A 13,208-nucleotide genomic window follows, 5' to 3' on the forward strand; every position below is an offset into this window, starting at 1 on the left:
GCAAAATCAACGGATTCTGGGTCGTTTTTCTCATTCTTCTGTGTATAGTTTCTGCCGCCATTGGCTATGAAGCCTATGTCATGAGCCGACCCAAAGGTGAATACGGCAACCTTGGCGGAGATTTCACCTTGCAAGGCATCGATGGCCCAGTATCGTTATCCAACTTCAAAGGTAAGGTCGTTGTGCTTTACTTCGGCTACACCTCCTGCCCTGATGTATGCCCCACCTCTCTGGCAACACTGGGTCAGGCCATCCGCCTTTTGCCCAAGGATGAACAGAACGATGTTCAAGGCATTTTCGTCAGTGTCGATCCTGAACGCGATAACCTGCAGAAACTGGCGGATTACTCACGCTTCTTTTACCCCACCATGATCGGCATTACCGGCCAGGATAATCAGTTACAAGCCCTGGCGCGTCAGTACGGTGCCTTCTATCGCCGGGTTGAGCTGAAAGACTCCGCTATGGGCTACGCCATGGACCACACCTCCAGTCTGTATCTGATCAACAAGGACGGAGTACTCAGCAAGGCCATACACCACGGCAGTACGCCCGACCAGATCAAGAACAGTATTCAGGCATTGTTGTAATGCACCGCCACCCCGGCGCATGACCACACACATTTCACCTCAACGAGAGCACCCCATGAAAGCAAGCACGATCATCTCCCGCCTGTCAGGTATGGCTCTGTTGCTGAGTCTCAGCTCCCTTGCTATGGCAGACGTCACCGTGACGGATGGCTATGCTCGCGCTACGCCGCCCGGCGCCAGTAACAGTGCGGCCTTCATGACGCTGCACAACAGCGCCGATCAGCCGGTCACTGTGACGTCAGTCTCCAGCTCATCGGCAGGGGTAGCGGAGCTGCACAACCACACCAATAACAACGGCATGATGGAAATGCGCCATGTGGAAGGCATCACCATTCCGGCGAAGGGTGAAATACAGCTTAAACCCGGTGGTTATCACGTGATGCTGATGCAGTTGAAACACCCTTTGCAAGAAGGTCAGCAGGTCGAGCTGGAACTGACCATTGAAGGTCAGACACAACCGGTGAAAGTGGAAGTTCCGGTCAAGATGGTGATGGAAGGCATGAACATGGGTGGCTGATCGCCAGCCTGTATTACGCACACTCTGGCAACGTCGCCCAGCGCTTGTGGCGGCGTCTCCCCGACGGCCAATGCACTGCTTCTGACCCTACACTGCTTTTCGCTTCCCCTCTGCCAACGCCCCTGCAATGCTTTCCATAGCCGCTGGTTCCAGCTGTCAGCTACGCCTCTGCCCTCATGCCTTATGAGTGGCATTAAAAACCCTAATCAAGGTTGCGCAATTCTGGTGCATCTAACTGCAGTGCGTAGCAGCTGAGTTAGCTATACTGTGGTCCGCTTGTTTATCCGTGCCTATCCAACCGAGAATGCTTATGGCGTCGTCTGTCACCATTGCTCCTGCTACACCTCCCCTGTCTCGACGAAGCGAACTGAAGGCGCTGATGGTCCTGGCTCTGCCCATTATTGGCGGCCAGCTGGCACAGACCGGCATGTCCTTCGTTGATACGCTGATGGCGGGTGCCGTCAGCCCGCAGGATCTGGCAGCCGTGGCAGTTGGCTCCAGCGTATGGGTACCGATGTTCCTGTTTATTATCGGCACGCTGCTGGCTACTACCGCCAATGTCTCCCATCTGTTCGGCGCAGAACGTCATGACGACATTGCCCCGATGGTCCGGCAGGCACTGTGGTTATCGGTATTGATCGGGGCGTTGGCGATGCTGCTGTTGCTGAATGCCAGCCCCCTGCTTGGTTATTTTATGGAGGGCGATACCGATCTGCAGTACCAGACGCAGGTCTATCTCAATGGTGTAGCCGTCGGAGTACCGGCCATTGCCATGTATCAGGTGCTGCGTTATCTCTGCGAAGGCATGGGCCACACTCGCCCCGCCATGCTTATTGCCATTATCGGGCTGATCTGTAACGCACCACTGAACTACCTGTTTATCTACGGTGGTTTCGGTATTCCAGCCATGGGCGGCGCTGGCTGTGGATGGGCCACGGGTATCGTGATGTGGATCATGCTACTGACAATGCTTGGCTACATCAGTCGCTCGCCACGCTATGGCTACTTCAAACTGCTCAACCATTTCGAGTGGCCCAGAATGCGTACCATTGCTGATCTGATGAAGCTGGGCGTGCCCATCGGGCTGGCCATCTTCATGGAATCCAGCATGTTTGCCACTATCGCCCTGTTGCTGACCCCGCTGGGAGCCACTGTGGTATCTGGCCATCAGATAACGCTCAACTTTACCTCTATGAGCTTTATGTTCCCCCTCAGCATCGCCATGGCCATCACTATTCGGGTGGGGCAGGCTCTGGGTGCTGGTCAGCCGGAGGTGGCCCGTTTTCGCGCCTTCACCGGGCTGATTCTGACACTCAGCTGTGCCCTGATCAGCTGCTTGCTGATGCGCTATTGCGGGGAACAGATTGCCTCGCTGTACAGCAATGATGGTGGTGTTATTCGGGTTGCGACCGAGCTTATGCTGCTTGCTGCACTGTTCCAGTTCTCTGATGCCACTCAGGTCAGCGTGGCCGGGGCTCTGCGTGGGTACAAGGACACACGCATGCCCATGCTACTGACGTGTGTGGCGTACTGGTGCATCGGTTTGCCCCTGGGGTGGCAGCTGGCATTGGGTGACCTCCTGCCACACGCCCCGATGGGTGCTCCCGGTTTCTGGTGGGCGCTGATTGCCGGTCTGACGGTTGCGGCACTACTGCTGTTGCTACGCCTGCAGAAGGTAAGCCATGCGGCGATTCAACGGTCGTTGTCTTAGGCTCCTACCACTGATCAGCATTGCCTTGCTGGGCGGCTGTATTGAGCAGTCGGCCAGCGACCTGTTGACCGACTTCCAGCAGCGCATAGAGCGACCGCTGGAGGTTGACATCGATGACATCACCCCATCATCCGTTACCTTACCCAGCTATCCCCCTCGCCGGGAGCGCCTGCAAACTCACCCTGATATACGTGAAGGCGTGATCGACGTACTCGCCTTCCGACACTGCAATATGCTCGACCTGATTGCCGAGCGAAACTCGATTCTGGGGAAAGTGGCCCCTTTCAGCCAGCGCTATCTGTACGAGTTGCATTTTATCGCCATGGCCAGCCAGTGCCTGCCGTCACTGGACGATACCAACCCTGACCTCACGGACTTCCGCCAGCAGTTGCAGCAGGTGCTCAATACCAAACGGCAAGATCTGCGGCACGGGCTGATTGACCTGATCTACAACAGCGAAGAGACCGAAAAGCAGTTCTCCCGTTCGGCCCTACCTCTGCAGCCCATGGCAAGGACCGGCCAGGACGATGGCAGCGATCAAGGCTTTCAGGCCAGTCTGACGGCACTCGATACCCTGATTTATGCGGCCAGACAGACACAACTAGCTGAAAAAGAAGGGATCTATCTCATGATGCTCAACTCTGCTGAGCTGGAAGAGGCGCTGGCAACCTTACATCACAGCGACTTTGGCGCTCGCCTGCTGCAAAGCCTGCAACTGATCACTAACCAGCTGAATGACAATGCCAGCCTGATTAAAACACGGCTGAATAACCGACCCGTATGCTATCGGCAACAGCCCGGCGAAACCGGCAAGATTGCCCAGAACGTCTTCAACCGCTACTACGCCAGCGGTGTGCAGCCTTATCTGGCACAGGTGTATCAGCAGGCACAAGCATGGCGCCAGCGCTGGATGACGCTTAACCAGCTGGCAGCACCATTACCTGCAGCACTGCAACGCTATCAGGTTCAACTGTGGGAGGGAGCACGAGGTGTGGCAGAGCTGGGACAGGGTGAGATGAGGAGCAACAGGCCCACCAGTCTCTGGCAGGCCTATTTGCTGGCTCAGCAGCGTCATACCAACGCCTGGCAGACATTGCTGAGCCAATGTGGGCTGATGCCCGGTCAGAAGCACTGAGGCAGTAGTTGTGGCAACAGTTGCTCAGGCTCAGCAGCATTGAGACAGTGGGCTGCGGCTTCGGATCGGGTCAAACCCACATCGACGGTGTGCTGCATAAACCCGATCAGACCATCATAGTAGCCCGCAGCATTAAGCAGACCGATTGGCTTCCTGTGCAAATCCAGCTGCCGCCATGACCACACTTCAAACAGCTCTTCCAGCGTGCCCAGACCGCCGGGCAACGCCAGACAGGCATCGCCCAGTGCCAGCATGCGTCGCTTGCGCTCAGTCATGTCGGCCACTTCCTCAAAGGTCGTCAGGCCAGGATGGTTAACTTCCGCATTGAGCAGATGTGTCGGCATGATGCCGTGCACGCTGCCACCCCCCTCGATCAGGGTATCGGCAATCAGCCCCATCAGGCCGATGCGTGAACCGCCGTAGACCAGACCAATGTTGCGCTCCAACATTAGCGTTGCCAAACGTCGAGTGGCTTCGGCATAGGCCTCATGCTTACCCAGACGAGAAGCACAATAGACCGTCAGCCAGGCCGTGGGGGCAGCGTTTTCCCTCATGAGAGATGTTTCCCAACCAGTTGATGAAGTTTCTCTTCCAGTCGCGCGGCTGAACGGTTTTGAGCCACCTCATCAGCATTGCGATTTACTCTGGCAGGCTTTCGCCCCTGATCCTGCCTGTTATTCCGGCGCTCATTCTGGCCTTCAGGACGGCGATTGCCATAGAGACTGTTGTATTGTTCACGCGCGTGCTGAGCATCACGCTCTTCAACAATGCCAGCTTCCTTACCATCGATATCCACCCGTGACTTGCCCGCCTGCACGCAGCGCAAATAAGCCGGTGAACGCGTGTAAGATGCCAGACCACGCTTGATCTTGCCTTCCATGCCAGGCATCCGCTCCATCATCGACTGCTGTATACCAATTTGCAGAGGCTTGGGATGCTGGCGACTGAACGCCAGAGGGAAGGAATCCATCAACCATTGCACTGCCGCCCGGTTGGCGGCCTTGTTCTTGCGCTGGTTACGGCTGTTACCAGAAGTGGCATCCTGAGCAGGCGCCGGCTCTGCAGGGGCCGCCTTTTCAATATCACTGGCTGACGACGCTTCCGATAACGACTCTTCTTCCTCTTCTGGGAGTGCAGCGGCCTGATCATCGATAGAGAAATGCGAGTCCGCCTCGGGTAACTCAACCATCTCATCCTGAGCGACTAAAGACTCCTCAGCCTGATTCTCATCCGCAGATGCCACATCACTTTCTTCACTCAGCTCCCATGTGGCAGCCACAGACTGAGAGGGTTCACTGAGAGGTTCTGACGGGGGCACTGCTACCTTTTCTGCTTTCGCACTACTGGCAACCTCTAACGCTGCCTGCAACCGCTGATTTTCAGCCTCTAACTCGCGAATACGTTCTCTTGCCTGCTCCAGGCTGGCCAGTTGCCTTTCAAACTTGGCCTCCAACGAGGTGAGCAGTTGCACTAGGTTGGTGGGGGCTGTATCCAATCCAGCCATGGGAAAATTCTCCTGGTCAGAACTTATGCCTGCATCCAGTTATGTGGACCCAGGAACTACATCTAGCAAGCGTATTACTGCAACCGGTCAACACTCAGACCCAGCGGGTTGTGAAAATTGATCCGTGTTGCGGTTCCGCTGTCAGCCTTTGCGAATCACATAGCAGTACAGATCATCCTGCTGCGACTGATCAATCAACTCATGACCTAAAAACTGGCAGAACTTGGGAATATCACGCGTCGTAGAGGGATCAGTGGCCTCGACCTTTACCAGCTGGCCAGCCTCCATGCCCCGTACCGTCTTGTGCAACAACATCACCGGCTCTGGACAATTAAGGCCTTTGGTATCCAAAAAGTGATCGTAATCAGACACGGACTTCACAACTCCTGGTGCCAAGTGCACCCACTTCGATAACACTACAACAACGCCGGCAGACGTTAAAAACTGTTCGGGCCCGGCTCGCTGACACTCTGCAAGGTATAAAGAACGAAGGTAGCAGTGTTTACCTCAGGTAAACACATAAACCAAACGATCTTTTCACTCCAGAGTGTCCAATGCGCAGCAAATCAGGAGCCCCATATCAGGCCGGGCATTCTAGCATGACTGACCGGATGGCACAGTGTACAAGCCACCGCTGTCGTCAGCTGAGGCCATTCACACGCCGCCAGTCTTCGTCACGACAGACGAACAACGTGATTTCTTCACGATCATGATAAAGATGGCGAGCCTCGATATGCACATTCAGCTCAGCCTCCGCACACCCGGTCTGCAACACTTCCAGGCACTGCTGGTAGGTAGTGTAGCGTTTCTGCATAGGCAGCTTGAGGTTGAATACGGTGTAGCGACACCAGCCACGGGTGATCCATTTAGTCATCAGATCGATGACCCGGGCAGGCTTGTCGGCGATATCACAGACCATCCAGTCAACCGGGCGCTCAGGCACATAGGTGAAGCCATCCCCTTCAACGTGGGTAACCATGCCACCTGCCATCAAAGCGTCATCCATAGGGCCGTTATCGACCGACGTGGTTTTCATATATCGATTGGCCAGCTGCCATGTCCAGCCACCCGGAGAAGCCCCCAGATCGACGGCTTTCATACCCGGTTTTAGCATGGCCGTTCTGGCCTCCTCTGAGAGGAAGAACAGCCAGGCTTCTTCAAGCTTCAAAGTTGAACGACTCGGCGCAGCAGGAGGAAACTTCAGACGCATGACTCCCTGAGGCCAGGGTGAAGCCAGATGGGGATCAGCCAGACCGATGAACACCTGGCTCTCATTCATCCAGCCGATATACAGCCGCTCAAGCTGTGTGTCGCGCTTTGCAGTCAACACACCCGCCTTGCGCAAAGCGGCTGCCAGCGGCGGCACCAGTTTGCGGCACAGCCCCTGCAGACCGGAACCCACTTCACTGTCAGCAGCCTCTATCCACACTTCACCACACTGCGGGAAGCCATCCAGATGCTGCAGGAAAAAACCGACCCGGTCGTTGCGTGGAATATCGGTCAACGGCGCAATGCAGGCTGCCCACTGGCGAGTGAAAACCAGCGAGCGCCAGTCAATGCGCTGCATGATTTGCACGGCACCATTGGCTTGCTGACAGACGAACTCGACATAGCCGCTTTCGCCTTTGAAGCGGGGAAAACCGTAGACACCAACAACGGCTGCACGTTCCTGTATTTCCACAGCACATTCGCGCTCGAAACCAGCACGACAAAGCAGCAGTAAATGATTCAATTCCAAAGCCATTCAACCAGCCTGACAGTCATTAATAACAAAAAGGTTTATTTCAGTGTTGCCATCCATTGCAGCATTGCACTGGTGGCTGTCTCCAGCACCTGATGCTGTGACTGACCAAACGACTTGAGGGTCGTGAAATCATGATCCGCCCCTGCCAGCCATTGCACGCTTACCCACGAAGGCATGGTGTACGCCTGCACTTCGGCTACTTTACCGAAAGGGTCACGCTCGCCCTGCAGGATCAAACCCGGTGCGCTGCATTCTACCAGCGGAGCCATACGAACCTGCAAGGGTTTGGCGGGTGGATGGAAGGGATAGCCAAAAGCAACGGCCCCTTTTACCCTTGCCAGATCACGACAGGCCATGGCGACACGCCCACCAAGCGACTTCCCCGCCAGCAGCAGAGGCTCATTGGCATTAGCCAGCTCATGAATATGCTCTTCGACAACGTCACACAGGACATTGAACCGCTCTGGTGGCCGTTTACGACCACTGCGCTCAATCGCCTGCATATAAGGGAAGGTCACCCGATGGACTTTCACGCCAGCCGCTTCCAGTAACTGCGCCCAATCACTCATAAAACGGCTACTGTGGCCGGCACCAGAGCCATGCATTAACAAAATTGAATACTGCATTGCCAATTCTTTGTGTCCGCGAATGGAAAACCTGATTGATTTTCAAAAAAATTTCAGCGTAGAAACAAAATTGACCCAAATCAAATAGATAGCAAATCCATCCTCACCCCGAAAGAAGCCAAGGTGCACATTTTAGCCATGCTGATGGCAAAACGCCCTGTAAAAAAGCCCAAGAAAATAACAAATAATTCTTTAATATCAATCGATTACAATCTTTAAAGCTTATTATCAGCATCTCAACTGCAATCAAGTCCGGTCCTTCATATAAATACTTAAATGCGCCTTATTTGATCTGTGTCGGTTTGAAAAAACCCATTTCCTTTCTAATAATTACCGACAATTTCTATCAATTCCTTTCCATTAATTAGCAAGCTGCTGATGAGAGTCTGACATGAACACAGCAACTGAACACACTACTTATAACTATAAGGTAGTGCGCCAGTTCGCCATTATGACGGTGGTGTGGGGTATCGTCGGTATGGCAATCGGGGTGCTGATCGCATCCCAACTGGTCTGGCCACAATTGAACTTCAACCTGCCCTGGACCAGTTTTGGTCGCTTACGACCGTTACACACAAACGCTGTGATCTTCGCCTTCGGTGGCTCCGCCCTCTTTGCCACGTCCTACTATGTTGTTCAGCGTACCTGCCAGACTCGCCTGTTCTCTGACACGCTGGCCACTTTCACCTTCTGGGGCTGGCAGGCCATTATCGTCGCTGCTGCCATCACCCTGCCGCTCGGGCTGACCAGCTCCAAGGAATACGCTGAGCTGGAGTGGCCCATCGATATTGCCATCACCATCGTCTGGGTCTGCTATGCCATCGTTTTCCTCGGCACTGTCGCCACCCGCAAAACCAGCCACATTTATGTAGGTAACTGGTTTTTTATGGCCTTTATCATCACCGTAGCCGTGCTGCATATCGTCAACAGCATGGAAATCCCCGTCACCATGTGGAAGTCCTACTCCCTCTACGCCGGTACCATTGATGCCATGGTGCAGTGGTGGTATGGCCACAACGCCGTAGGCTTCTTCCTGACAGCCGGCTTCCTCGGCATGATGTATTACTTCGTCCCCAAACAGGCGGGGCGACCCATCTACTCCTACCGCCTGTCCATCGTTCACTTCTGGGCACTGATCGCCACCTACATCTGGGCGGGTGGCCACCATCTGCACTACACCGCCTTACCAGACTGGACACAGTCAGTCGCAATGATCATGTCACTGATTCTGATCGCGCCCTCCTGGGGAGGCATGATCAACGGCATGATGACGCTCTCCGGTGCCTGGCACAAACTGCGCACAGACCCGATTCTGCGCTTCCTGGTGGTGTCACTGTCCTTCTATGGCATGTCCACCTTCGAAGGACCGATGATGTCAATCAAGACCGTCAACGCCCTGTCTCACTACACTGACTGGACCATCGGCCACGTACATGCAGGCGCCCTAGGCTGGGTCGCCATGATCTCCATCGGTTCGCTCTACCACCTGATTCCCAAGGTATTTGGTCGCGCCCAGATGTGGAGCACCAACCTGATCAATACCCACTTCTGGCTGGCAACAATAGGCACCGTGCTCTACATCTGCGCCATGTGGGTGAACGGCATCATGCAGGGGTTGATGTGGCGTGCAGTCAATGAAGACGGCACCCTCACCTACAGTTTTGTGGAAGCCGTCAGCGCCAGCCATGGGGGTTACATGGTACGTGCACTGGGCGGAGCTTTCTTCCTCGCTGGTATGTTGCTGATGGCCTACAACGTCTGGCAAACCGCACGACGCAACAGCACCGTACCGCTGGCCACCGCCGCGCAGATCGCCTAAGGAGCCGGCATCATGATCAAGCACGATACGATAGAACGTAATATTGGCCTGATGGCGCTGCTCATCATTCTGGTCATCAGCGGCGGCACCCTGGTAGAGAACGTACCGCTGTTCTTCCTCAAGGAAACCACCCAGCCCGGCCCAGGTATCAAGCCACTGCCACCGCTGGCATTGGAAGGTCGTGACATTTATATCCGTGAAGGCTGCAACAACTGCCATTCACAGATGATCCGCCCGCTGCGTGCAGAGACTGAACGCTATGGCGCTTTCAGTGAAGCCAATGAGTTTGTCTACGACCACCCTTTCCTATGGGGTTCAAAACGCACCGGCCCGGACCTCGCCCGGGTTGGTAAGCGCTACAGTGATGACTGGCACCGCGCGCACCTGTACAACCCGCGTGACGTCGTGCCTGAGTCAGTCATGCCGGCCTACCCCTGGCTGTTTGAGAATGAGCTGACTGGCCGTGATACCGAAGCCAAGATGGACGCTCTGCGCAAACTCGGCGTGCCTTACACCGATGACCAGATTGCAACCGCCCGTGATGAAGTCAAAGGTCACAAGGAAATCGACGCCGTCGTCGCTTATCTGCAGCAGTTGGGCACCACCAAGTCCAACAAGCGATAGCACCATGGAATATTTACTAGCGTTTCGGCCCTGGGTATCCGTGATCATGCTGATCACCTTTATCGGCCTCTTCATCTGGGTAGCCAATCCCAAGCGCAGCAAGGGCTTCAATGAAGCTGCCAACCTGCCTTTTGCTGAGGATGATGAAGAGCAGCCTTCATCACAGGTCGATACTGCACAACCCCACAAGCGGGAGAACAAACAATGAATCTGGTACTGAGCGTAGGGGTCACGTTAATTACCCTGGCGGTCATCCTCGGCTGTTTCGCCCTGGTGATCCAAACCCGCAAGAGTGAGAAGTACAAGGAAGCCACCGAGCAAACGCTGGGGCACGAATTTGATGGCATCGAAGAGTATGACAACCCCCTGCCGCGCTGGTGGTTCAACCTGTTCGTCATCACCATCGTGTTCGGTCTGGTGTATCTGATGCTCTACCCCGGTCTGGGTAACTTTCAGGGTTTGCTGGGCTGGTCTTCCAAAGGCCAGTACAACACCGAAATGGCCTATGCCGATGAGCACTACAAGCCTGTCTTTGAAAAATATGCAGCGCTTCCCATAGAGGAAGCGGCAAAGAATCCGGTCGCTGTACAAATGGGACAGCGGCTGTTTCTCAACAACTGCGCCGTCTGCCATGGCTCACAGGCACAGGGTGGCCATGGCTTCCCGAACCTGGGTGACAATGACTGGCTGTATGGTGGCGCCCCTGACACTATTCTGGCGACCATCACCAACGGTCGTACCGGTGGTATGCCCGCCTGGGGAGATGCACTGGGTGAAGACGGTATTGAGGATGTGGCCAACTATGTGCTGAGTCTCTCTGGCCAGCCACACAATACCGATGCGGCCGCACGTGGTCAGGCTAATTTCCAGGCGCTCTGTACAGCCTGTCATGGACCAGATGGTAAAGGCCAGCAGGCGCTGGGAGCACCAAACCTGACCGACAACATCTGGCTGTATGGCGGCAGCTTTGCCGATATTACGCAAACGCTGCGTAACGGTCGTGCAGGTGCCATGCCTGCACACAAAGACCTGCTGTCAGCCGACAAGATCAAACTGCTGACCGCCTACGTGTACAGCCTGTCGCACAAATGACATCTGGTACATAGCCTGAGCCCAGATGTAAAGGCGGCATGACGCAGATCATGCCGCCTTTACTTTATGCTCTGGAGACAGCCAACTCCCCCGCCAGATCAAGGCTTTACCACTATAATTCACGCATCATTCCAAGATGACCGCAGACGCCCAACAAACCGCAACACCATCGGGCGCACTGTGCACACACTGTCAATGGTGAGCAGCTGATGAGCAAGATCCCCGTCAAAGACATCTCTCCCCAGCCCGACGTCGAGATCGTCGACCTGTACGCCAAACGCACGCATATCTACACCAAAGCTTTTACCGGGTTGTTCCGTAATTTGCGTATGGTAGCAGGATGGGCACTGCTGATCGGTTTTTTCGGGGTATCGTGGCTGACCTGGGACGGACAGCAGGCTGTCCACTTTGATCTGCCCAATCGCCAGTTTCATATTTTTGGCGTCACCCTGTTTCCACAGGACTTTATTCTGCTGTCGTGGCTACTGATCATCCTCGCCTTCACCCTGTTCTTCGTCACCGTCTTTGCCGGCCGTCTCTGGTGTGGCTACTCCTGCCCTCAGAGCGTCTGGACGTGGATGTTCATGTGGGTGGAGAAAGTCACTGAAGGCGATCGCAATCAGCGCATGAAGCTGGATAAGCAGCATTGGTCACTCAACAAGTTCCGCAAAAAACTGGCCAAGCATGTACTTTGGCTGCTGATTTCCCTGGGTACGGCTTTTGCTTTTCTTGGTTACTTCACCCCTGTTCGCGAACTGTTACCCAATATCCTGCATTTTCACCTCGGCCCCTGGGAAAGCTGGTGGCTGCTGTTTTTCACCCTCGCTACCTACGGCAATGCTGGCTGGCTCCGTGAGCAGGTATGCATCTACATGTGCCCCTATGCCCGCTTCCAGAGTGTGATGTTTGACCGTGACACGCTGATCGTTTCCTATGATGCAGCCCGCGGAGAGCCGCGAGGTAGCCGCAAGCGTAATATTGACCCCAAAAGCGTCAACCTTGGTGACTGTATCGACTGCGACAGCTGCGTTCATGTCTGCCCCACCGGTATCGATATTCGCAACGGTCTGCAGTACGAATGCATTGGTTGTGCCGCCTGCGTTGATGTCTGTGACGACATCATGAGCCGCATGGGCTATGCCAAGGGCTTGATCCGCTATACTACGGAACACCAGCTTGAGGGCGGCCAGACTCATATACTGCGACCTCGTCTGATCGGTTATGGCGTCGCGCTGCTGGTGATGACAGGGGCATTTCTTTACACCATCGGTACGCGTGTGCCACTGGAGCTGGACATCATGCGTGACCGTCAGCAGCTCTATACCCTGACGCCGGACCAGCGCATCCAGAACTTGTATGAGCTGCGCATAGCCAATAAGTCACAGCAGACGCATAGCTATACCATCAGCATCACGGCACCGGCGAGACTCGAACTGCTGGGTGGTAACCGCGTTACACTGCAGCCCAGCGAGGTGCTGACTCACAACGTTCAGCTGGTGGCGGCAGAGAAGAAACTGTCACCCGCCAGCTTTGATGTTCAGTTCATCATTAAAGCCGACGATGCGGATGATCATATTGAGGTCACCAACCGTTTTATCGGGCCGGTGCAATAACCTAACAGGCTGTTGAAAAACGTTATCGAGGCAGCAGAGACAAGGAAATACCCCGAGGGCACAAGAAACAGGCGAAAAAGCGGAGTTTAGTGGACTAAATGAGCATTTGACTCGCTTTGCTCGCCCCTTCGGGGCCGTACTAAAGCACGTTCAGCCTTGGGCTGTGCGCTTGTTTTTTGGACGTTCATCGGCAACGCAGATAGATTTTCAACAACTTGTTAGCGTAGGGCGTCGTA

At 54.9% G+C, this 13,208-nt stretch carries 14 protein-coding genes; 9 read left to right on the forward strand and 5 right to left on the reverse strand.

Annotation, left to right across the window (positions count from 1 at the left end; all coding sequences use genetic code 11):
* The first annotated feature begins 80 nt into the window (after nucleotides 1–80).
* From WH50_RS10570 to WH50_RS10585, 4 genes are all read left to right on the forward strand, one after another.
* Nucleotides 81–587, forward strand: coding sequence for an SCO family protein (locus tag WH50_RS10570; protein WP_165838386.1), 507 nt, complete (start codon nucleotides 81–83; stop codon nucleotides 585–587).
* Nucleotides 588–642: 55 nt separating this feature from the next.
* On the forward strand, nucleotides 643–1,104 hold the full coding sequence (locus WH50_RS10575; RefSeq protein ID WP_243410074.1) for a copper chaperone PCu(A)C: 462 nt from the start codon (nucleotides 643–645) through the stop codon (nucleotides 1,102–1,104).
* A gap of 310 nt (nucleotides 1,105–1,414) precedes the next feature.
* Nucleotides 1,415–2,815 carry an MATE family efflux transporter gene (locus WH50_RS10580; RefSeq protein WP_110187270.1) on the forward strand — a complete coding sequence of 467 codons (1,401 nt, stop codon included), beginning with the start codon at nucleotides 1,415–1,417 and terminating at the stop codon, nucleotides 2,813–2,815.
* A complete protein-coding gene (locus WH50_RS10585) occupies nucleotides 2,787–3,950 on the forward strand; it encodes a DUF3080 family protein (RefSeq protein ID WP_110187271.1) in 1,164 nt (387 codons plus the stop codon). Before WH50_RS10580 ends, WH50_RS10585 begins: the two co-directional genes overlap by 29 nt.
* Here the strand turns inward: WH50_RS10585 and WH50_RS10590 are convergent.
* From WH50_RS10590 to WH50_RS10610, 5 genes are all read right to left on the reverse strand, one after another.
* On the reverse strand, nucleotides 3,938–4,504 hold the full coding sequence (locus tag WH50_RS10590; RefSeq protein ID WP_110187272.1) for an LOG family protein: 567 nt from the start codon (nucleotides 4,502–4,504) through the stop codon (nucleotides 3,938–3,940). The two genes, WH50_RS10585 and WH50_RS10590, sit on opposite strands and share 13 nt — an antisense overlap.
* Complete coding sequence (locus tag WH50_RS10595) at nucleotides 4,501–5,454, reverse strand: ProQ/FINO family protein (protein WP_110187273.1); 954 nt, start codon at nucleotides 5,452–5,454, stop codon at nucleotides 4,501–4,503. The genes WH50_RS10590 and WH50_RS10595 overlap by 4 nt, the downstream gene beginning before the upstream one ends.
* A 141-nt stretch (nucleotides 5,455–5,595) precedes the next feature.
* Nucleotides 5,596–5,835 (reverse strand): sulfurtransferase TusA, encoded by a 240-nt coding sequence (gene tusA, locus WH50_RS10600; RefSeq protein ID WP_412053325.1) that lies wholly within the window; start codon nucleotides 5,833–5,835, stop codon nucleotides 5,596–5,598.
* 259 nt (nucleotides 5,836–6,094) lie between these two features.
* Complete coding sequence (gene rlmM / locus WH50_RS10605; RefSeq protein WP_110187274.1) at nucleotides 6,095–7,198, reverse strand: 23S rRNA (cytidine(2498)-2'-O)-methyltransferase RlmM; 1,104 nt, start codon at nucleotides 7,196–7,198, stop codon at nucleotides 6,095–6,097.
* A gap of 35 nt (nucleotides 7,199–7,233) precedes the next feature.
* A complete protein-coding gene (locus tag WH50_RS10610) occupies nucleotides 7,234–7,824 on the reverse strand; it encodes an alpha/beta fold hydrolase (RefSeq protein ID WP_110187275.1) in 591 nt (196 codons plus the stop codon).
* A 391-nt stretch (nucleotides 7,825–8,215) separates the two neighbouring features.
* Between WH50_RS10610 and ccoN the strand changes: the two genes are divergently transcribed.
* The 5 genes from ccoN to ccoG all read left to right on the forward strand — a co-directional run bounded on the left by ccoN (nucleotide 8,216) and on the right by ccoG (nucleotide 12,972).
* On the forward strand, nucleotides 8,216–9,643 hold the full coding sequence (gene ccoN / locus WH50_RS10615; protein WP_110187276.1) for a cytochrome-c oxidase, cbb3-type subunit I: 1,428 nt from the start codon (nucleotides 8,216–8,218) through the stop codon (nucleotides 9,641–9,643).
* Nucleotides 9,644–9,655: 12 nt separating this feature from the next.
* Nucleotides 9,656–10,267 (forward strand): cytochrome-c oxidase, cbb3-type subunit II, encoded by a 612-nt coding sequence (ccoO, locus tag WH50_RS10620; RefSeq protein WP_412053227.1) that lies wholly within the window; start codon nucleotides 9,656–9,658, stop codon nucleotides 10,265–10,267.
* 4 nt (nucleotides 10,268–10,271) lie between these two features.
* Nucleotides 10,272–10,475, forward strand: a complete 204-nt coding sequence (locus tag WH50_RS10625) for a cbb3-type cytochrome oxidase subunit 3 (RefSeq protein ID WP_104154191.1) — start codon at nucleotides 10,272–10,274, stop codon at nucleotides 10,473–10,475.
* On the forward strand, nucleotides 10,472–11,359 hold the full coding sequence (ccoP, locus tag WH50_RS10630; protein ID WP_110187277.1) for a cytochrome-c oxidase, cbb3-type subunit III: 888 nt from the start codon (nucleotides 10,472–10,474) through the stop codon (nucleotides 11,357–11,359). The genes WH50_RS10625 and ccoP overlap by 4 nt, the downstream gene beginning before the upstream one ends.
* 209 nt (nucleotides 11,360–11,568) lie before the next feature.
* Nucleotides 11,569–12,972, forward strand: coding sequence for a cytochrome c oxidase accessory protein CcoG (gene ccoG / locus WH50_RS10635; protein ID WP_110187278.1), 1,404 nt, complete (start codon nucleotides 11,569–11,571; stop codon nucleotides 12,970–12,972).
* Nucleotides 12,973–13,208 lie beyond the last annotated feature (236 nt).

The organism is Pokkaliibacter plantistimulans (assembly GCF_003194385.1).
Lineage (GTDB): Bacteria > Pseudomonadota > Gammaproteobacteria > Pseudomonadales > Balneatricaceae > Pokkaliibacter > Pokkaliibacter plantistimulans.

What these genes read in the sequence shown, in the direction of transcription:
- rlmM (WP_110187274.1), bottom strand. Translation starts at nt 7,198, where the DNA reads ATGGCTTTGGAATTGAATCATTTACTGCTGCTTTGTCGTGCTGGTTTC.
- WH50_RS10570 (WP_165838386.1), top strand. Translation starts at nt 81, where the DNA reads ATGAGCCGACCCAAAGGTGAATACGGCAACCTTGGCGGAGATTTCACC.
- WH50_RS10590 (WP_110187272.1), bottom strand. Translation starts at nt 4,504, where the DNA reads ATGAGGGAAAACGCTGCCCCCACGGCCTGGCTGACGGTCTATTGTGCT.
- ccoO (WP_412053227.1), top strand. Translation starts at nt 9,656, where the DNA reads ATGATCAAGCACGATACGATAGAACGTAATATTGGCCTGATGGCGCTG.
- ccoN (WP_110187276.1), top strand. Translation starts at nt 8,216, where the DNA reads ATGAACACAGCAACTGAACACACTACTTATAACTATAAGGTAGTGCGC.
- WH50_RS10580 (WP_110187270.1), top strand. Translation starts at nt 1,415, where the DNA reads ATGGCGTCGTCTGTCACCATTGCTCCTGCTACACCTCCCCTGTCTCGA.
- WH50_RS10585 (WP_110187271.1), top strand. Translation starts at nt 2,787, where the DNA reads ATGCGGCGATTCAACGGTCGTTGTCTTAGGCTCCTACCACTGATCAGC.
- ccoP (WP_110187277.1), top strand. Translation starts at nt 10,472, where the DNA reads ATGAATCTGGTACTGAGCGTAGGGGTCACGTTAATTACCCTGGCGGTC.
- WH50_RS10595 (WP_110187273.1), bottom strand. Translation starts at nt 5,454, where the DNA reads ATGGCTGGATTGGATACAGCCCCCACCAACCTAGTGCAACTGCTCACC.
- WH50_RS10625 (WP_104154191.1), top strand. Translation starts at nt 10,272, where the DNA reads ATGGAATATTTACTAGCGTTTCGGCCCTGGGTATCCGTGATCATGCTG.
- WH50_RS10575 (WP_243410074.1), top strand. Translation starts at nt 643, where the DNA reads ATGAAAGCAAGCACGATCATCTCCCGCCTGTCAGGTATGGCTCTGTTG.
- WH50_RS10610 (WP_110187275.1), bottom strand. Translation starts at nt 7,824, where the DNA reads ATGCAGTATTCAATTTTGTTAATGCATGGCTCTGGTGCCGGCCACAGT.
- ccoG (WP_110187278.1), top strand. Translation starts at nt 11,569, where the DNA reads ATGAGCAAGATCCCCGTCAAAGACATCTCTCCCCAGCCCGACGTCGAG.